Origin of the sequence: Xanthomonas sp. BRIP62409 (assembly GCF_003992965.1) — a bacterium.
Taxonomy (GTDB): domain Bacteria; phylum Pseudomonadota; class Gammaproteobacteria; order Xanthomonadales; family Xanthomonadaceae; genus Xanthomonas; species Xanthomonas euroxanthea.
Genome location: NZ_QEZJ01000017.1, coordinates 202,307 through 220,914, shown reverse-complemented (window position 1 = coordinate 220,914; position 18,608 = coordinate 202,307). Strand labels below are relative to the sequence as shown.

16 protein-coding genes are annotated in these 18,608 nt (G+C 67.4%); 6 read left to right on the top strand and 10 right to left on the bottom strand.

Annotation, left to right across the window (positions count from 1 at the left end; translation table 11 throughout):
- Nucleotides 1-322 precede the first annotated feature (322 nt).
- Together EO170_RS07280 and EO170_RS07275 are read left to right on the top strand one after the other, a co-directional pair.
- Complete coding sequence (locus EO170_RS07280; RefSeq protein ID WP_126943695.1) at nt 323-2,422, top strand: M13 family metallopeptidase; 2,100 nt, start codon at nt 323-325, stop codon at nt 2,420-2,422.
- 173 nt (nt 2,423-2,595) lie between these two features.
- Nucleotides 2,596-4,608 (top strand): M13 family metallopeptidase, encoded by a 2,013-nt coding sequence (locus EO170_RS07275; protein ID WP_126943693.1) that lies wholly within the window; start codon nt 2,596-2,598, stop codon nt 4,606-4,608.
- A 216-nt stretch (nt 4,609-4,824) separates the two neighbouring features.
- Here EO170_RS07275 and EO170_RS07270 read toward each other — a convergent pair whose 3' ends face one another.
- The 7 genes from EO170_RS07270 to EO170_RS07240 form a co-directional block, all read right to left on the bottom strand.
- The gene (locus tag EO170_RS07270; RefSeq protein ID WP_026064941.1) at nt 4,825-5,523 is read right to left on the bottom strand and encodes a rhomboid family intramembrane serine protease; all 699 of its coding nucleotides are present in this window, start codon (nt 5,521-5,523) and stop codon (nt 4,825-4,827) included.
- Nucleotides 5,524-5,563: 40 nt separating this feature from the next.
- The gene (locus EO170_RS07265) at nt 5,564-5,971 is read right to left on the bottom strand and encodes an MGMT family protein (RefSeq protein WP_126943690.1); all 408 of its coding nucleotides are present in this window, start codon (nt 5,969-5,971) and stop codon (nt 5,564-5,566) included.
- 323 nt (nt 5,972-6,294) lie between these two features.
- Complete coding sequence (gorA, locus tag EO170_RS07260) at nt 6,295-7,665, bottom strand: glutathione-disulfide reductase (RefSeq protein WP_126943687.1); 1,371 nt, start codon at nt 7,663-7,665, stop codon at nt 6,295-6,297.
- Nucleotides 7,662-8,912, bottom strand: a complete 1,251-nt coding sequence (locus EO170_RS07255; protein WP_126943684.1) for an FAD-dependent oxidoreductase — start codon at nt 8,910-8,912, stop codon at nt 7,662-7,664. The genes gorA and EO170_RS07255 overlap by 4 nt, the downstream gene beginning before the upstream one ends.
- A gap of 7 nt (nt 8,913-8,919) precedes the next feature.
- A complete protein-coding gene (locus EO170_RS07250; RefSeq protein ID WP_126943681.1) occupies nt 8,920-10,164 on the bottom strand; it encodes a DUF418 domain-containing protein in 1,245 nt (414 codons plus the stop codon).
- Nucleotides 10,161-10,397, bottom strand: coding sequence for a hypothetical protein (locus EO170_RS07245; protein ID WP_126943678.1), 237 nt, complete (start codon nt 10,395-10,397; stop codon nt 10,161-10,163). Before EO170_RS07245 ends, EO170_RS07250 begins: the two co-directional genes overlap by 4 nt.
- Complete coding sequence (locus tag EO170_RS07240) at nt 10,372-10,851, bottom strand: peptidylprolyl isomerase (protein ID WP_115677565.1); 480 nt, start codon at nt 10,849-10,851, stop codon at nt 10,372-10,374. The genes EO170_RS07245 and EO170_RS07240 overlap by 26 nt, the downstream gene beginning before the upstream one ends.
- Nucleotides 10,852-10,897: 46 nt before the next feature.
- Here EO170_RS07240 and EO170_RS07235 point away from each other — a divergent pair, with 46 nt between their 5' ends.
- Both EO170_RS07235 and EO170_RS07230 read left to right on the top strand, forming a co-directional pair.
- The gene (locus EO170_RS07235) at nt 10,898-11,506 is read left to right on the top strand and encodes a C40 family peptidase (protein ID WP_180707890.1); all 609 of its coding nucleotides are present in this window, start codon (nt 10,898-10,900) and stop codon (nt 11,504-11,506) included.
- 109 nt (nt 11,507-11,615) lie between these two features.
- Nucleotides 11,616-12,365 (top strand): C40 family peptidase, encoded by a 750-nt coding sequence (locus EO170_RS07230; protein ID WP_104581923.1) that lies wholly within the window; start codon nt 11,616-11,618, stop codon nt 12,363-12,365.
- A 223-nt stretch (nt 12,366-12,588) separates the two neighbouring features.
- On the opposite strand, the gene EO170_RS07225 is transcribed toward EO170_RS07230, so the two are convergent.
- The 3 genes from EO170_RS07225 to EO170_RS07215 all read right to left on the bottom strand — a co-directional run bounded on the left by EO170_RS07225 (nt 12,589) and on the right by EO170_RS07215 (nt 15,371).
- Entirely contained in the window at nt 12,589-13,080 is a 492-nt protein-coding gene (locus EO170_RS07225) for an acyl-CoA thioesterase (RefSeq protein ID WP_104648042.1), read from the bottom strand.
- 101 nt (nt 13,081-13,181) lie between these two features.
- Entirely contained in the window at nt 13,182-14,021 is an 840-nt protein-coding gene (locus tag EO170_RS07220) for a class I SAM-dependent methyltransferase (RefSeq protein ID WP_164740945.1), read from the bottom strand.
- A 9-nt stretch (nt 14,022-14,030) separates the two neighbouring features.
- The gene (locus EO170_RS07215; protein ID WP_104581920.1) at nt 14,031-15,371 is read right to left on the bottom strand and encodes a dicarboxylate/amino acid:cation symporter; all 1,341 of its coding nucleotides are present in this window, start codon (nt 15,369-15,371) and stop codon (nt 14,031-14,033) included.
- 142 nt (nt 15,372-15,513) lie between these two features.
- On the opposite strand from EO170_RS07215, the gene EO170_RS07210 reads away from it, so the two are divergent.
- Nucleotides 15,514-17,220: an alkaline phosphatase gene (locus EO170_RS07210; RefSeq protein ID WP_104648044.1), complete on the top strand. Its 1,707-nt coding sequence runs from the start codon at nt 15,514-15,516 to the stop codon at nt 17,218-17,220.
- Between the two features lie 91 nt (nt 17,221-17,311).
- The gene (gene tilS, locus EO170_RS07205) at nt 17,312-18,607 is read left to right on the top strand and encodes a tRNA lysidine(34) synthetase TilS (RefSeq protein WP_126943675.1); all 1,296 of its coding nucleotides are present in this window, start codon (nt 17,312-17,314) and stop codon (nt 18,605-18,607) included.
- Nucleotide 18,608: the final 1 nt, after the last annotated feature.

Sequence of the window (18,608 nt, the reverse complement as noted above, 5' to 3'; positions counted from 1 at the left end):
TTTGCGACAGTGGAGCGCGATGCCGCCAAGATCGCGCGCTACGCCTGCAGGTGGCGGATTCAACACGTGCATCGCGCATCGGACGCGGCTTGCTGCAGGTGGCGCAACTTACGCAGGCCGCCTCTCTTTGCGTCTCCCCCTGCCATTTACGCCCTCAGGCGGCCTGCCGCGGCGCACCCTTGTTCCTTTTTCGGGCCATGCCATCGGGCATCGGTGCCCCACCCCTCGTCGCCTTCAAAACAAGTCTCAATAAAGCTCAAGCCTGCGTGCCGGCACGGCAGCGCCCGCCTATCCTCGGCGCTCCTTCCTGCCCATTTCCGCCATGTCCGCCATCAAGACCTCGACACTCGCCCTCAGCCTGCTGATCGCACTGGCCGGCTGCAAGCGCGCCTCCGACGACGGCAGCGCCACGAAGACGCCGGACGCGCTGGCGCCTGCGGCGACCCTCGCCCCATCCAAGTCGGCGCTGGACATCGGCGAACTGGATCCGACAACAAGCGCATGCCAGGACCTGGACAACTTCGTCAACGGAAAATGGCGCAAGGCCAACCCGATACCGGCAGATCGCACCAGTTGGGGCGTCAGCGACATCCTGACTGAACAAAGTGAACTCGTGCAGCGTGAGATCGCTGAAGCCGCAGCCAAGCAAGCAGGCGCACAGGCCGATCCGGTGGCCCGCAAGATCGGCATGCTGTATGCGTCGGGCATGGACGAAGCCGCGATCGAGGCTGCGGGTGACCAACCGATCCGTCGGCAACTAGAAGCCATCGCCGCGCTGACCTCCGGCAGGCAGGTCGCCGATTACATCACCGGCCGCTACGCAGAGGGCGACGCGCAGGTCTTCTACTTCGGTGCCGGCGCCGATTTCCACACGGCGGACATGCAGATCGCCTTCGCCACCGAGGGCGGCCTGGGTTTGCCGACCAAGGAGTACTACAGCGCCGCCGAGTACGCGCCCATCCGTGCGGCGTATCTGGACTACATCGCCAAGTCGCTCGAACTCACCGGCATTGCCAAGGACCCAGCGCGTGCGCAAGCCAACGACGTGCTTGCGCTGGAAACGCGCCTGGCGGCTGCTACGTTGAGCCGGGTCGAGGCACGTCAACCGCAGAATCAGTATCACTTCGTCAGCCTGGCCGAAGCGGACAAACTTACGCCACACTTCTCCTGGACGCGCTTCTTCGCCGCCCAGGGCGTGGACGCAGGGTCCGGCTTCTCGCTGTCGCATCCGCGCTTCTTCGCAGAGTTCGACCGCCAGCTCGCCAGCGCTCCGATCGCGCAGTGGCAGGCCTACCTGCGCTTCCATACCATCGACGATGCATCCGGCGACCTCAGCAAGCCCTTCGCCGACAACAACTTTGCGTTCTACGGCCAGACGCTGCACGGGCAACCGGAACAGGAACCCCGCTGGAAGCGCGTGCTGCGCAGGGTCAATACCAGCATGGGCGAAGGCCTGGGCCAGCTGTATGTGGCCAGGATGTTCACCCCCGAAGCCAAGCAGCGCGCCAGCGAGCTGGTGGACAACATTCGCGCTGCGCTCAAGGTGCGTATCGAACACGTCGACTGGATGAGCGCGCAGACCAAGGCCAAGGCCCTGGCCAAGTGGCAAACCTTCCAGCCGAAGATCGGCTACCCCGATACCTGGCGCGACTGGTCCGGGCTGGAGATCGTTCCCGGCGCGTACCACCGCAATCTGCAGGCGGCGGCCACATTCAACTATCGCTACGACATCGCCCAGATCGGCAAGCCGACCGACCGCACCCGTTGGGCGATGACCCCGCAGACCGTCAACGCCTACTACGACCCCAGCGCCAACTCCATCAACTTCCCGGCAGGCATCCTGCAGCCACCGTTCTTCGACCCCAAGGCCGACGATGCCCTCAACTATGGCGGTATCGGTGCAACGATCGGGCATGAAGCCATGCACGGCTTCGACGACCAGGGCAGCCAGTTCGATGGTGCGGGCAACAACGTGAACTGGTGGACGCCACAGGATCGCAAGGTATTCGAGCAGCGGGCCGATGCCCTGGTTCGACAGTTCGATGCCTACGCTCCACTGCCCGACCACCCCGACCGGCACGTCAATGGCAAGCTCACCCTTGGCGAAAACATCGCCGATCTGGGCGGCACCAATGTCGCCTACGACGCGCTACAGGCGGCATTGCGGGCGCATCCCGAGCGGGCAGCCGCCGTCGATGGCTACACCCCGAATCAACGCTTTTTCCTGGGGTTTGCGCTCAGCTGGCGCGGGCAGATGCGTGAGAAGCAGCAACTGGTCGATCTGGCAAGCAACCTGCATGCCCCCGACAACCTGCGCGCGAACGCCTCGCCGTCCAACATGCCGCAGTTCGCCCACGCCTTCGCCTGCAAGCCCGGCGATGCGATGGTGCGCCCGGACAAGGACCGCGTGGTGATCTGGTAACCGGCTGCAAGCGCTTCCACCTACCCACCACCGACCGCACGGGCCCGCACGCGCGGGCCTGTCGCGTTCACGCAAACGCCCAGCAGCGGAGACGAACGGCAGCGGGCACATGCCTGCGCAGCACGCAGCCTTGCTAAACTCCGCCGACTTCAATCTGGCCACCCGTCTTCTCGATGCCCACCATTCGTCCGCTTGCCCTCGCTCTTGGCTTCAGCCTGATCACGCTGCTGTCCGCCCCCGACGCCGACGCCGCTCGCAAGAAGAAGGCTGCCCCCAAGGCCCCGGCCGTCTCGGCGGCCTGCACCAACTTCTACGATTACGCCAACGCCGGCTGGCTGAAGGCCAACCCGATGCCGCAGGCGGGTGCCGTCACCGCACTGGGCCAGCTGTCCGAGCGCGCACTGCAGCAGCAACGCGACTTGCTGGATGCGTCGATGAAGGCACCGCAGGGCAACGTGCAGAAACTGCTCGGCGACTTCTGGGCCAGCGGCCTGGATGAGGCCGCCGTGGAAAAAGACGGCTCCAATCCGATCGCTCCGTTGCTGTCGCGCATCGATGCGATCAAGAAGGCCAAGGATGTGCCCGCTTCCATCGCCGCACTGCACCAGGTCGGCATCCCGGTCGGCTTCAACTTCGGTCCAGACGTGGACCTGAAGGCACTCGACCGCCACATCGGCTACTTCATGCAGGGCGGCATGGGCCTGCCCGACCCGGCCTTCTACACCCGTACCGATGCCGACACCCAGGCGCTGATGGGCCGCTACCGCGCCTACGTCAAGCAGATCCTGGCGCTCACCGGCACCGCCGCCGACAAGCTCGACGCCGATGCCGCCTCGGTGCTGCAGATCGAGACCGCGCTGGCACGCAGCGCGCAGTCGGTGCAGGGCATCAACAACCCGTTCAACAACTACGCCCCGATCGCCACCAAGGAACTGACCAAGCAGTACAAGAACCTGCGCCTGGCCGACTTCCTGGAAGCGCAGGGCGTCAAGGACGACCTGGTGTCGATGGCCGACCCGGCCATGTTCAAGCAGCTCGACAGCATGATCGTCAGCATCAAGCCGGAACAGTGGAAGGCCTATCTGCGCTGGCGCGTGGGTGATGCGATGGCGCCGTACCTGTCCAAGAGCTTCCACGATGCCGAGTACCAGTTCCGCGGCCGTCTGCTGCGTGGCGATGCCCTGCCGCCGCAGCGCTGGCAGCAGGTGCTGGACGCGATCAATATCGCCGCCGGCCCGATGCTCGGCCGCGAATACGTGGCGCGCTATCTGAGCAGCGACACGCGCCGCCAGGCCGAAGCCATCGCCGACCAGATGCGCGACGCGCAGCTGGCCGCGCTGGAGCGCACCGGCTGGGGCAACGGTGAGGTAGTGGCCGAAGCCAAGGCCAAGCTGTCGGCGATGAAGATCGAAGTCGGCGCGCCGCGTCGCGATCTGGATTACACCGTGCAGCCGATGGGCCGCGGCAGCTTCGGCGGCAACATGCTGATCGCCTCGACCTGGCGCCACCGCGAGGAGATGAAGCGCATCGGCAAGGGCAACGCCGACCGTCGTTGGGACGTGCTGCCGCAGCAGCCGGCAGTGGCCTACGACATCGCGCAGAACCGCCTGATCATCACTGCCGCCGTGCTGCAGCCGCCGGTGCTCACCGCCGGCAGTACGCCGGCCGCGCAGTACGGCGCCTACGGCGCGCTGGTCGCCCACGAAATCACCCGTGCCATTGACGCCAAGGGTTCGCTGGTGGATGCCAAGGGCGAATTGCGCAGCTGGTGGACGCCGGCCGAAAAGACCAGCTGGACCCTGCTGACCGGCAAGGTGGCCGAGCAGTTTGGCGCCTACCCGTATCCGGGTGTGCCCAACGTCAAGGTCAACGGCGCGCAGACCGCCGAAGAAAACCTGGCCGATCTGGCCGGTATCGAACTGGCCTGGCAGGCCTTCAGCAAGGCACAGCCCGCCGCCACCGAGGCCGACAAGCAGGCCTTCTTCACCGCCTGGGCCGGCTTGTGGGCCCAGCAGCTGTCGCCAAACGAAGCGGTGCAGCGCGCCAGCGCCGACATCCGTGCACCGGGCCAGTGGCGCACCAACGGCCCGCTGTCCAACCTGCCCGAGTTCGGTGCGGCGTTCAGCTGCAAGGCCGGCCAGCCGATGCAGCGCGTGGATGCCGAGCAGTTGAAGATCTGGCGCTGATTCAGGCGCCAGGACGTCACTGGCCATCAACGCACGGTGGCAGGCAATGAAAAAGAGCGCGGAATCCGCGCTCTTTTTTTGTCTCCGGCGTTTATCGATCTGCCTACTAGCCTGAAACGCCCTGGTCGTAGGAGCGGACCTGGCCGCGACAAGGCTTTACCGGTAAACCGCCGTCGCGGCCAGGTCCGCTCCTACGAGGCGATGCGCTGCCGGACCTCAGCGCACCACGCGCAGCGGCGGCTTGCGCCCCTTGCCACCGCCCTTCCTGCCGCCGCTGCCGCCAAACGGCGACTGCCCGCGCCAGTAACGGATCATCAGCCAGCCGAACAGCATGCCGCCCAGATGCGCGAAGTGGGCCACGCCCGGCTGCCAGCCGGTTGCGCCTAGGAACAGCTCGATCGCACCGAACACGATCACGAAGGTGCGCGCCTTCATCGGGATCGGCGGAAACAGCAACATCACCCGCTGATTCGGAAACAGCATCCCGTAGGCCAGCAACAGGCCGAACACACCGCCTGACGCACCTACCACCGGCGCCCCGCTCTGGGTGAACCAGGCCATCAGCAACTGGCACACGCCGGCACCGGCCACGCACACCAGGTAGTAGGTCAGAAAGCGCTTCTGGCCCCAGGTCTGCTCCAGTGCCGCGCCGAACATGAAAAGTGCCAGCATGTTGAAGAACAGATGGTTGAAGCCGCCATGCAAGAATGCATAGGTCAGCAACTGCCACGGCATGAAGCTGGCGCCGGGCGAGAACGCATCGAAGCCGTTGGAGATCGGCCACAGCATCAGCGACGACAGCGCCGCATCGGAGGGCAGCACGCCGGCGCCCAGGTCGCCCAGTGCCCATTGCAGCAGGAACAAGCCAATATTGGCGATCAACAACGCTTTGGTGACGGGCGGCAGTTGGGGCATGACGGCATCCTTCGGAATGCCAACCATCATAACGTCAGGCTTATGAAGGTCCCCACACGGCGGCATCCAGCCGCTGCGCGGCACTGGCGCGGCGCACCCGGCCCTGCTCGACCGCCACGCCTTCGGCACGCAGCCGCCGACATTGCTCACGGTAGTCGGAAGAGCCGTCCGGCAATGCGATCCGGCCATCGCTGCGCAGCACCCGGTGCCAGGGCAGGTGCGGATCGTCATTGCCGCTGAGCACGCGGGCCACCAGCCGCGCCCGTCCGGGCAGGCCGGCGCGCAGTGCGACCTCGCCATAGCCTGCGACCTGGCCGGAAGGAATTGCGCGAATCGCGGCGAGGATGCGCAGTCGCGCCTGTTCGCTGGAGAGCGCCGCGCCGTGGGAGCCGGCGCGCGCAGGTGGGCCGGCAGGGGGAAGCGTCACTGGTTTGCGGGGCTTGGACATCGCGCAAGGATGCCAGCGATGAGGCATGACCGGCTGTGGACGGCAGATCGGCAGTTGATTGACGCGCCGATTGTGCCGGACCCTCACCCCAACCCCTCTCCCGAGGGGAGAAGGGCTTTGATCTGTTCGCTCGCAGGGCCCTGGCCTGCGTCAAGCACCCTTACGTCGGGTGCAGAACTAGCGTGCGGTGTTGCGCGGGGCTGCCACACGTTGTGAAACGCAGGGGCCGACGTCAGTACCGGCAAGGGACTGATGCCCTCGTTGGTCCGGCCACAACAGCCGCATCGATGCACAGTGCATCAGTGCATCAGTGCATCAGTGCATCAGTGCATCAACACGATCTCTTCCGACGAAGTGGGATGGATTGCCACGGTCTCATCGAAGTCGCGCTTGGTCGCGCCCATCTTCACGGCCACTGCAAACCCCTGCAGCATTTCGTCGGCGCTCTCGCCCAGCAGATGCACGCCGACCACGCGCTCCTCATCGCCCACGCAGACCAGCTTGAACAGGCTGCGCTGTGGCGCGTCGGCGAGCGCATGCAACATCGGACGGAAGTTGCTGCGGTAGATGCGTACCGCGCTGCCGTGCCGCGCGCGCGCCTGCTCCTCGGTCAGCCCGACCTGCCCGAGCGGCGGATGCGAGAACACCACGCTCGGCACGCCTTCGTAGTCCATGCGTGCATCCGGCTGCCTGCCGAACAGGCGGTCCATCAACTTGCGACCCGCCGCGATCGCTACCGGCGTCAGCCCGACCTTGCCGCCGACATCGCCGATGGCATGGATGTTCGGCACGCTGGTGGTCTGCCCTTCGTCCACCACCACCTCGCCCTTGTCGCCCAGGCGCACGCCGACCGCTTCCAGACCCAGCCCCGCTGTGTTGGCGCGTCGGCCGGTGGCGAAAAACACCTGGTCGAAGACGTCGTTGCCCTGCTCGCTGGGGTGCGCGGGATGGCCGTGCACGCGCAGCTTGCCATGTGCATCGCGTTCCAGGCCGGTGGTGGAGAAACCGAAATGCAGGCGCACGCCCAGGTGCCGCAGGTTGTCGGCCAGTTGCAGGGTCAGCTCGGCATCGAAGCGCTCCAGCAAGCGATCGCCCTGCACGAACAGATGCACGCGACTGCCCAGCGCCTGCAGCAGGCCGGCGATCTCCACCGCGATATAGCCGCCGCCGACGATCGCCACCTGCGCAGGCGCATGACAGAGATTGAAGAAATCGTCGGACACCTCACCGTGCTCGGCACCGTCGATGTCCGGCCGCAGCGGATGCGCACCGGTTGCGATCACGATGTGCTCGGCGGTGACGGGCACGCCATCGCCGCCCATGATGGTATGGCGATCCTGCAGCACGCCACGCTGCGGAATCATTACCACGCCATCTTCGTTGAGCCGACGCCGATAACTGGCGTGGATGTTGTTGATGTAGCCCTGCCGGTGCGTGACCAGTTCCTGCCAGGCCAATGTCGGTCGCGACACATCGAAACCCAGCGCCCCGGCCAGCTCGATCTTGCCGGCCAGATCGGCCGCCAGCCACATCGCCTTCTTCGGCACGCAGCCGAGATTGACGCAGGTGCCACCCAATTCGTTCGGCTCCATCACTGCCACGCGTGCACCGTGCCTGGCCGCGCGAAACGCAGCGGCCAATCCACCGGAGCCGCCGCCCAGGATCACCACATCGTAGTCGTATCGGGCACTCACGCGAATCGCTCCGCCCGGTAAGGATGCGGGTCCAGCGCAGGTGCGCGGCCCGTGATCAGGTCGGCCATCAGTTGTCCGCTTGCAGTGCTCATGCTGATGCCGAGCATGCCATGCCCGGCTGCGAGCCAGACGTGAGGACGCCCCGGCACCGGCCCCAGCACCGGCACGTCGTCCCAGGTCATCGGCCGCCATCCATACCAGCGCTCGATCACGGCCGGGCCAGCCGGCGCATGCAGATAATCGGCCGCTGCGCGCTCCAGCGCCGCCAGGCGCGTGGGGTTGAGGCGGGTATCGCGTCCGGAGAATTCCATCGTGCTGCCGATACGCAGCCGATCGCGCCACGGCACCACGAACACCCAACGGTCCTTCAGCACCACCGGGCGGCGCGGCATCAATGCCGGGGCGGTATAGGTGATCGAATAGCCCTTGCCGGCCTGCACCGGCAAGCGCAGCCCCAGCTGCGCCGCCAGCACCGGCGACCACGGGCCGGTTGCGATCACCACCTCACGCGCCTGCCATCGCCCGCGCTCGGTGTGCACGCACGCGCCGCGTGCGTCCGGCACCACCGCATCGACGCGGCACTGCGCCTGGATCGCCGCACCGCGCGCACGCAGCACCCTTGCCAGTTCTGCGGTGTAGCGCTCCGGACGCAGATGCGCATCGCCGGGGAAATGGATCGCACCGGCAATGCCTGCGCGAAATGCCGGGTCCTGGCGCAGATAGTCGGCGCCCTCGATGATCTCGGCCTGGATGCCCCACTGTGCAAGCACGCCGCACTCGTGGCGATACTGCGCAAAGCGGCGCGCATCGCCGAACACGTAGTCCAGCCCATCGCTGCGAAATTCGCAGTCCAGTGCATAGCGCTCGACCCAGTCGTCGAAGCGGTGTCGCGCATCGCCCAGCAACGCCGCGCGCGCCTGCGCGCTGGCCTGCCAGTGACGCGTATTGCAGCGCTGCGCAAACCGCAGCAACCAGCGCCACAGCGCCGGATCCAGGCGTGGCCGGATATACAGCGGCGCGTCCGGCGTCAGCATCCACTTCAGCGCCTGCGCGATCATGCCCGGCGCTGCCAGCGGCGGCGCATGGCTCGGCGTGATGGTGCCGCAGTTGCCGTACGAGGTTGCCGCACCCACCGCACCGGCATCGAGCACGTGCACCTGCCGCCCCGCCTCGACCAGGGCCAGCGCGGTCGCCAGGCCGATGGCGCCGGCACCGACCACCACCACATCGACAGGCGCACCGCTCATGTGCGCACTACCCCACGCGCGCACTGCTGCGACGCATCGGCGGCACGCGCAGATAGGTCACGCTGCGCCATAGCCATTCCACCGGCCCGAAGCGGAACCAGCGCAGCCACAGCTGGCTCAGCACCACCTGCAGCGCAAACAGCACCAGCGCGAACGGCAGTTGCCATACGCGCGGCAGCTGTTCGAAGTAGCCAAGCCCGTAACCGTAGAAGATCCACGTGCACACCAACGACTGCATCAGGTAGTTGGTCAGCGCCATGCGTCCGGCGGGCGCCAGCCATGCCAGGCGCGGCGCCAGGCGTACCACCCACGCCGCATAGCCCAGGCTCATCAGCGGGCCGGCAATCAGCGCCAGCGCGAAGGCACCCGACAGGCGCAGATCCAGGCGCGCCGGATCGATCCACGGCTCCAGCGCGTAGCTCAGCCCCATCACGCCCAGCCCGAGCGGCAGCGCACCGTAGCGCAAGCCCCGGAACAGGCGCGGAAAGCGCTCGGGCGCGGCGATGGCACCACTGCGCACGAACCAGCTGCCCAGCAGGAACATGCCGAGCATCGCCGGGCCGTTGATGCTCAGCCCGGTCATTGCCTGCTGCAGGTCATGCCGGCGCTGCAGCGTGGCCTGCGCATAGCTGCCGCCACCGAAGGCGGCGCGCTGCGCCTGCACGTTGGCTGCCGCCTGTTGCGCTGCGTCGGCCACTGCGGCCTTCCATTCCACTGCAGATGCCGGGTCCAGCTGCGTCAACGTGCCCGCGACGCCGTACAGCAACATCAACCCGGGCGCGCAGCAGTAGACCAGCACGGCAAACCACGGCAGCGTCACCGTCGGCACCGCGCGCGTGGCCAGCAGCAGCAAGGCGAGCAAGGCGTAGGTCACCAGAATATCGCCGGACCACAGCAGCAGCGCATGCGCCAGCCCGATCGCCAGCAGCGCACCGGTGCGACGCAGATAAGGGCCGACCAACCCGCGCCCGGCCTGCGCGGCGCGCTGCGCCATCACCGCAAACCCCATGCCGAACAGCAGCGAGAACAGCGTGTAGAACTTGCCCTGCACGAACAGGTACACCAGCGCATCGGCAACCCGGTCGGCACCATGCCAATGAGGCTCCACGCCAGTAATCGCCAGATCGAGCGGACCGACGAAGGCTTCGACATTCATCAGCAGGATGCCCAGCAGCGCGAAACCGCGCAGCACATCCAGCACCACCATGCGCTCGCTGGCTGCAACGGGCAGCAGAAGATCGCGCGGGCTCATCGCGGCCCGGACAGCACGGCGCGGCGATCGCGGCGCGCACCATGCAAGCAGCCCGCCGAAATGGCGGGCCGCAGAAACACATCCAGCAAACGCTGGCCGGGCGAACACGACCGGCGCGGGCGAATCGGCATCACCACGCGGCGCATGCCGATGTTGCCGATTGCCCGCATCGGTCCGCCCGCTTCACAGACCGTATAACGGCTGCGCTCAGTGGTGATGGCCGCCTTCGCCATGCACATGCCCGTGGTCGCGCTCTTCCTGGGTGGCTTCACGCACTTCGATGATCTCCACGTCGAAGTGCAGGTCCTTGCCCGCCATCGGGTGATTGAGATCGACGTCGACCACGCTCATGCCGACCTTCTGCACCGTCACCGCGCGCGGGCCGAAGTTGGTCTGCAGCACCACCTGGGTGCCCGGTACCAGCTTGGTGGCGCCGAAGTGCTTCTTGGGCACGCGCTGGCTCAGGCCTTCGCGGTATTCGCCATACGCTTCGGTGGCCTTGACGTCCACGCCGAAGCTCTCGCCGGCCTCCTTGTCCATCATGGCCGCTTCCAGGCCCGGAATGATGTTGCCGTGGCCGATCATGATCGCTAACGGGTCACGCTCCTTGGAGCTCTCGATCGGCTCCTGGCCGAGCTCGGAAACGGTGTAGTGGAAGCGGACGACGCTGTCTTTTTCGATCTTCATGCCTGGCTCTGGATAGGCTGCCCGGTGGCAGACGGTGGAGGACGGCTTGTCGGCCGCCGGGTGCGCCGCCATCATGGCGACCTTTCGAACCGCCCATTATCCCGGCTCCATGCATATCACGCCAGTTTTCGCCGCCCGCGCCCGCCGCGTGGCGGCCAGTTCGTTGCTGGGCCTGCTCGTGCTGCTGGGCGGTTGCGCACAGGCGCCGGTCCGCCGACCGGCCGCCACCAAGCCGCCGGCACCGCGGGTCTGGCCGCAGGTGCCGCCGTCGAATCCGGCCGCCGCCAACAACATCCTGATGCGTGCGCTGGGCCTGGTCGGCACGCCGTACCGCTTCGGCGGCAATACGCCGGAGACCGGCTTCGACTGCAGCGGGCTGGTCACCTATGTCTACAAGGACGTGCTGGCGCTTGCGCTGCCACGCACCTCGCGTGAACTGGCCGCGGTGCAGGGACCCCGCATCCCCCAGGAGAAACTGACCACCGGCGATCTGGTGTTTTTCGGCTCCAGCGGCAACGTGACCCACGTCGGCATTTATGTCGGTGAAGGCCGCTTCGTGCACGCCCCCACCACCGGCGGTACCGTCCGCTTGGATTTCCTGGATGGCGCCTACTGGCGTGACCATTATTCAGGCTCAAAGCGGGTTTTGCCCTGATATGTGACGCGTATCACATTTCATAAAACGGAAATTTAACCTTTTTTGAACGTAACGATTCTTTCACCAAGGCATCATCCCGCATCGACAGCAGAATTGTGATTCCCGCGTGACGAACGACGAACAGATCATCACTGGCGCCGCACCGCTTCCGCCCCGGAAACCGCTCCGCCTGCTATGCGCCACCGCTCTTTGGCTCGCAGCCCTTCCCGCCCTGGCACAGACCGCCAACGGCACCGCATCCGCTCCGCAGACGGCCCCGCCGGACAGCACCGTCGCCGCCGAGAAAGCCGCAACCCGCAGCCGCGCCGACGCCGCTGCCACCGCAACACTGGCCGCCCTGCTTCCGCATCTGGCCGCCAACGACGCCATCCCGCTGATGGACCGTTCGGCGATGTTCGCCGGTGACCTCAGCCGCCTGCTGGCCAATTACGACGTGTCCCAGAGTGCGGCCAACGCCGCCCAGAACGCCGTGGCCGACAGCCGTGTCCAGGTGATCCTGCAACGCGCCATGGCCCTGCTGGGCACCCCGTACGTCTGGGGCGGCGAGTCCACCGAAGGGTTCGACTGCAGCGGTCTGGTCGGCTATGTGTTCAAGACCGCCCTGGGCATCGACCTGCCGCGCGTCTCGCGCGACATCGCACGCGACGAGTCTGCCGAGCTGATCAAGGACCCCAACGCGCTCAAGGCCGGCGATCTGGTGTTCTTCGGCAGGCGCGGCCGCATCGACCATGTGGGTCTGGTGGTCGGCGATGGCAAGTTCCTGCATGCGCCCAGTCGCGGCAAGGACGTGCGGGTGGATTCGCTGGCCAGCGGCTATTGGAGCGAGAAGTTCATCCAGGCACGCCGGGTGCTCTGACCCACTGGTGGACATTGCGTCGATTGCATGACGGAGGCCGCGGCGATCCCGCGGCCTTTTTGCTGCGTCGTCGTCGCGCGTGGGCGTCCCGCAGGCCCCATGACCGCTGCATGACAGCGGGTGACATCCATCGCCGTGCCAAGTAGCAGGCAGCGAGCATCAGGCTACCTGTCGCACCTCGCGCATGGCGGGGCCAACGGCGCAGCGCAGCGCGCGCCGCAGGTTACCGCGAGGTGTCGGCCTGGTAATGCGCCATGGTGTCCTCGATGCCCTTGCTCAGCTCCATCACCTTGAGCGCGTATTCGGCCAGGCGCTGGTCTTCCGGCGTACCCGGCTGCCAGGACGGCACTGCCACCGGGGTGATGCCGTCCGGGTCCATCGCCACGAACACGATGATGCAATGCGTGCATAGCCGGGAATCGCCACCCATCGGGCTGCGTGCCCGCACGTCGATGGCAAAGTGCATGCTGGTGCGGCCGGTGTAGACCAGCTTGGCCGATACCGCGACCAGATCCCCGATCCGCACCGGCGCCACGAAGCGAATGCCGCCCACCGCCACGGTGACGCAGTAGTGCCCGCTCCAACCACTGGCCGCGGCAAAGCCGACCTGGTCGATCCACTTCATCACCACGCCGCCATGCACCTTGCCGCCGAAGTTGACGTCGCTGGGCTCGGCCAGAAAACGAAATGTCAGATCACGCTGTTGGCCAATCACCGCCCGCCCTCGTCAATGGATGAGCTGGCAGTGTGCCATGCGGGTGGGACGCCAGTGCGCACGACCAAACACCCGATGCGTGGTCCGGCAGCGCGGATGCTTCACTCAGGACGTAGCGCGGCCAGGTTGTCCTGTTTGCGCAGACACAACCAGGGAAAATGCGGCTGCCGCAGCTTGAGCATCCGCCGCAGGCGCGCGCCCGGGCGTCGCGGGTCGAACAGGCGCTGCACCGCAAAGCGGTCGAAGCTGGCGTAGGTGTGCTGGTGGTAGTGCGCGGCCAGCGCCGGAACACCCAGCTCGGTAAAGTAGCGCAGGCTGCGCGCCGCGCTTGCATCGGCGGCGTGCGCATCCGCATACAGCGGGCTGTCGAGGATGTGCAGCTCGCCGCCGTCGCGCAGTTGGGCGAGCAGGCGGATGACCAATGCCGCGGGGTCGGCGAAATACTGGATGCAGGCCGGGATCACGATGACGTCGAAGAGATCGCGCGGCAGGGCCAGGGTGTGGATGTCGGCGGCGATGAAACTCAGGCGCTGGTCGTGGCCGAACACGCGCGCGGCCTGGGTCAGCTCGGTGCGGTTGACGTCGATGCCGCAGACGTCGCGCTGCAGCGACTGCGCCAGCAACTGCGACAGCCAGCCGTTGCCGCAGCCCAGTTCGGCAATGGCGCCCTCGCCTGCCTGCGCGCGCAGATGTTGGACCAGCAAGGCGCTGGACAGCGCACGCACCTGCCATTCCAGACTGGCGCCGAGCTTGCCGCCGGGGCGCGGCAGGCTGCGTACCTGTGCATCGGTGTAGAGCCGGCCTTCCTTGCGCCGAACCTCCAGATACTGCTGCCCGAACGGGTCGTCGGGCAACGACCGCTGCACGAACACGCCGTCGACGCTGTGCAGCTCAGGCAACTGCTGCAGGCGATCGCGCAGCGTGGGAGACCCGATGCGCATCGCTGGCGCTCAGCGCTGCGTCGGAGCGCGATCGGCCAGTGGATCTTCCAGCCCCACGTTGGTCGATGCCGACTCGTAGACCGCCTTGTCGAGCAGGCCGGTCTCCTTGGCCACCAGCACCGGCACCAGCATCTGCCCGGTCACGTTGGTCATGGTGCGCATCATGTCGAGGATGCGGTCGATGGCGTACAGGTAACCGATCACTTCCAGCGGCAGGTTGGCCGCACTGAGCACCACCGTGGCCATGATCACCGCGGTGCCGGGCACGCCGGCCGTGCCGAAGCTGCCAAGCACCGAGGCAATCAACACCACGAAGTACTGGTTTGCGGTCAGCGGCACGCCGGTGTACTGCGCAATGAACACCGCGCACAGGGCCGGAAAGATCGCGCCACAGCCGTCCATCTTGATGCTGGCGCCCAGCGGCACCGCGAATGCAGCATAGTCCTTGCTGACACCCAGGTTATGCGTGATCGAGCGCATCGCCACCGGCATCGCGGCAAAGCTCGACGAACTGACGAACGCCACCTGCATGCCCGGCGCGGCGCCGCGGAAGAACTTCCACGGATTCAGTCCGTGCAGCAACAACAGGCTGCTGTAGACCACCACGATATGGATCGCGCAGGCCACATACAGCGCCAGCACGAAATTGCCGAACGGCAGCAGTTTTTCGAAGCCATAGCTGCCGACCAGGCTGGCGATCAGCCCGAAGGTGCCCAACGGGGTCATCTCCAGCACGAAGCGGGTGACCTGGATCATGATGTCGCTCAATTGCGCGGTGAGCTTGCGCGCCTCGGCCACGCGCTCGCCGAGCTTGACCATCGCAAAGCCCAGCAGTGCAGCGAAGAAGATCACCGGCAGGATCGATCCGCGCCCGGCCGCCAGCACCGTTTCGCCGGCCGCATTGGTCTTGGTGCCGATGCCGGTCAGCGCAAAGAACGGATTGGATGGCACCACGTCCAGCAGCACCTTGATCGGGCTGGGGACATCGCGCGGTTTCCAGGCCGAATCCACGCTCAGGCTGAAATGGCCGGCGCCGGGCTGCATCAGCGTGCCCACCGCCAGGCCCACACCCACCGCCAACGCCGCGGTGATGACGAACCACAGGAAGGTGCGCCCGCCGAGCGCGGCGACGGATTTTTGCCCGTGCAACGAGGAGATCGCATTGATCACCGCGAAGAACACCAGCGGGATGGCGATCATCTTGATCAGGGTGACATACAGGTCACCGAGCGGGCCGAACCACACATCGGCCGCCGGGCCCATGGCCCAGCCGGCCAGCGCGCCGAGCACGAAGCCGGCCACCACGCGTTGCCAGAACGGAATGCGCAACCAGGCCGAGACCAATGTCATGCGTCGAGTCATCCGGGGGGAGAGTGCATGCACCATAGCCCAGGCCCGCGCCGCCCGCGAGGCCACGACTGGAACAGCGGCGTGTCATCTGTGTGACACCAGGCATGCCGGCATAATAGGCGCCGATTCAGCCACGAGTTCGATGCCGATGCGTTACCGCCTGCCTGCCCTCGCCGCCCTGACCACCGTGTGTGTCGCCGCTTGCGCCTCCAGCGCCGGCACCAGCGCATCCGCGCCTGCCGCCGTGCGCGTGGAGGTGCCGCAGGTGGCGCATCCGGCCGGCGAGACGCCGCAATGGTGGTACCGCTCGGGCGCGGCGCGCGCGGCCGGCAATGGCGCAATGGCAGGCCGCGCGCGCAACGTGATCCTGTTCCTGGGCGATGGCATGAGCCTGACCACGGTGGCGGCGGCACGCATCCTGGATGGCCAGCGCAAGGGCGGGCCGGGCGAGGAGAACCTGCTGTCGTGGGAGCAATTCCCGGCCACCGCCTTCAGCAAGACCTACAACACCGATTCGCAGACGCCGGATTCGGCCGGCACCATGACCGCGATCACCACCGGGGTGAAAACGCACATGGGCGCGATCGGCGTCAGCAGCGGCAACCGCAGCGACTGCGCCGACAGCCTGGGCAAGGGTCTGCTGAGCTGGCTGCAGCTGGCCGACAGCGCCGGCATGGCCACCGGCATCGTCACCACCACCCGCCTCACCCACGCCACCCCGGCGGCGACCTATGCGCATTCGCCGGACCGCAACTGGGAAAACGATACCGACCTGCCCGAGTCCGCCCGCACCGCCGGCTGCCAGGACATCGCCCAGCAGTTGCTTTCCAGCGCGCGCTTCGGGCGTGGCCCGCAGGTGGTGCTGGGTGGCGGACGCAGCCAGTTCCAGACCGTGCAGGAACGCGATCCGGAGTACGACGACAAGGTCGGGCTGCGCCTGGACGGCCGCGACCTGGTCGCCGAATGGAAACAGGCGCACCCGCAGGGCGCCTATGTCTGGAACGAGCAACAGTTGCAGGCGGCCTCCGGCGCACCCGCGTTGCTGGGCCTGTTCGAGCCGGATCACATGCAGTTCGACCACGACCGCAATCGCACCGCGCAGGGCGAGCCCAGCCTGACCGAGATGACCCGCACCGCGATCCAGTCGCTGTCGCGCGACCCGAACGGCTTCGTGCTGATGGTCGAAGGCGGCCGTATCGATCACGCCAACCACGCCGGCAATGCCTACCGCGCGCTCGACGAGACCGTGTCGCTGTCCGATGCGGTGCGCGCCGCCGTGCAGACCGCGCCGCCGGACACACTGATCATCGTCACCGCCGACCATTCGCATACGCTCAACTTCGTCGGCTACCCGGTGCGCGGCAACCCGATCCTGGGCAAGGTGCGCGGCACCGGCGGCGAAGAAGGCGACCGCACCCAACTGGCCACCGACCTGGCCGGCCAGCCCTACACCACGCTGAGCTACGCCAACGGCCCCGGCTACACCGGCGCCAGCAACGCGCAGCCGGCCGGCGCCAAGAAGTACCCGCACGAACCCAGCAGCAGCGAGCCGGCCGCCGGCCGCCCGGACCTGACCCACGTCGACACCGAGGCGCCCAGCTACATGCAGGAATCGCTGGTGCCGACCAAGTCCGAAAGCCATGGCGGCGAAGACGTCGGCATCTGGGCCACCGGCCCGGGCAGCGCGGCCTTCCGCGGCACGCTGGAGGAGAACGTGATCTACCACGTCATCGTCCAGGCCACCCCGCGCCTGCGCGAGCGCCTGTGCAAGGCCGGCACCTGCGACAGCGCCGGCGTGCCGGTGACGTTGCCGCAGGCGGCCACGTTCGAGACCGCGGCCAAGCGCTGATGCGCCGGCTGCGCGCAGCGCGGGCGGTAGCGGCGACTCAGTCGTCGCCGCTCGCACCCGGATGCAGCGGCGCAGCAAGCCACCTGCATCGATGACCGGATTGCTGCCACCGGCACCGCCGCCCGGCCCGGTCCTGGTCGCCTACAGCGGCGGCATGGATTCGAGCGTGCTGCTGCATCTGCTGGCAACAACGTCGCGTTATCGCCAGATGGGGGTGCGTGCGGTGCATGTGCATCATGGCCTGCACGCCGATGCCGATGCCTGGACCGCGCACTGCCAGCGCCAGTGCGATGCCCTGCAGGTCCCCCTGCAGATCGCGCGCGTGCAGGTCGCGCGCGACAGCGGCCTGGGCCTGGAAGCGGCGGCACGCCAGGCACGCCACGCTGCGTTTGCCGAGGCACTGGCGCCCGGCGAATGGCTGGCCCTGGCGCATCATCGCGACGATCAGGCCGAAACCTTCCTGCTGCGCGCATTGCGCGCCTCGGGCCCGGACGGTTTGGCCGCGATGCGCGCCCAGCGTCCATTCGCGGCCGGCATGCTGTGGCGTCCCTTGCTGGAGCACGCGCGCGCCGCGGTGCTGGCCTATGCGCAGGCACAGGGCCTGCAATGGATCGAAGACCCCAGCAATGCCGATGCCCGCCACGACCGCAACTTCCTGCGCACCCAGCTGATGCCCGTGCTGCAGCAACGTTGGCCGCAAGCTGCCGAGGCACTGGCGCGCAGCGCGCGCTTGAGCGCCGATGCCAGCGACCTGCTGCTGCAGGAGGACAGCGCGCAACTGCCCGGCCTGCTGACCACCACCGGCGCGCTGGATCTGCGGATCCTGCGTGCACAGCCGGCCGCACGTCGGCCGCGGCTGCTGCGCGCCTGGGTGGCTGCAGCGCAGGCGCCACCGCTGCCTGCGCACGGCGTGGCCGTACTGGAGCAGGAGATCGACGACGACGCGCCGGATCGGCAAGCCTGCTTTGCCTGGCAACAGGTGCAGGTGCGGCGCTGGCGCCAGTGCCTGTACCTGCTGCATCCGCATGCCGCCTGGCCGGCGTCGTGGCAGGCGTGCTGGGATGGCGCAAGCCCGCTGCCACTGCCGGATGGCGCCTGCCTGCAGTTGCACGGCGCAGCCGGCCTGCGCTTCGCGCAACCGCTGCTGGTGCGCGCACGCCAGGGTGGCGAACGCATCGTGCTGCCGCAGCGCGCGCATTCGCATCGGCTCAAGCACCTGCTGCAGGCGCTGGATCTACCGCCCTGGCAACGCGCGCGCCTGCCGATCCTGTGGGCCGACGGCCAGGTGCTGGCAGCCGGCGACCGCATCCTCTCGGCTGCATTGAGCCACTGGCTGCAGGCCAACGGCGCGTCCTTGCACTGGCGCGACCGAGCCAATGCGAATTGAC

Coding starts and splice junctions, on each gene's coding strand:
- EO170_RS07280 (WP_126943695.1), top strand. CDS start 323: ATGTCCGCCATCAAGACCTCGACACTCGCCCTCAGCCTGCTGATCGCA.
- EO170_RS07275 (WP_126943693.1), top strand. CDS start 2,596: ATGCCCACCATTCGTCCGCTTGCCCTCGCTCTTGGCTTCAGCCTGATC.
- EO170_RS07270 (WP_026064941.1), bottom strand. CDS start 5,523: ATGCCCCAACTGCCGCCCGTCACCAAAGCGTTGTTGATCGCCAATATT.
- EO170_RS07265 (WP_126943690.1), bottom strand. CDS start 5,971: ATGTCCAAGCCCCGCAAACCAGTGACGCTTCCCCCTGCCGGCCCACCT.
- EO170_RS07255 (WP_126943684.1), bottom strand. CDS start 8,912: ATGAGCGGTGCGCCTGTCGATGTGGTGGTGGTCGGTGCCGGCGCCATC.
- EO170_RS07250 (WP_126943681.1), bottom strand. CDS start 10,164: ATGAGCCCGCGCGATCTTCTGCTGCCCGTTGCAGCCAGCGAGCGCATG.
- EO170_RS07245 (WP_126943678.1), bottom strand. CDS start 10,397: ATGGCGAAGGCGGCCATCACCACTGAGCGCAGCCGTTATACGGTCTGT.
- EO170_RS07240 (WP_115677565.1), bottom strand. CDS start 10,851: ATGAAGATCGAAAAAGACAGCGTCGTCCGCTTCCACTACACCGTTTCC.
- EO170_RS07220 (WP_164740945.1), bottom strand. CDS start 14,021: ATGCGCATCGGGTCTCCCACGCTGCGCGATCGCCTGCAGCAGTTGCCT.
- EO170_RS07215 (WP_104581920.1), bottom strand. CDS start 15,371: ATGACATTGGTCTCGGCCTGGTTGCGCATTCCGTTCTGGCAACGCGTG.
- EO170_RS07210 (WP_104648044.1), top strand. CDS start 15,514: ATGCCGATGCGTTACCGCCTGCCTGCCCTCGCCGCCCTGACCACCGTG.
- tilS (WP_126943675.1), top strand. CDS start 17,312: ATGACCGGATTGCTGCCACCGGCACCGCCGCCCGGCCCGGTCCTGGTC.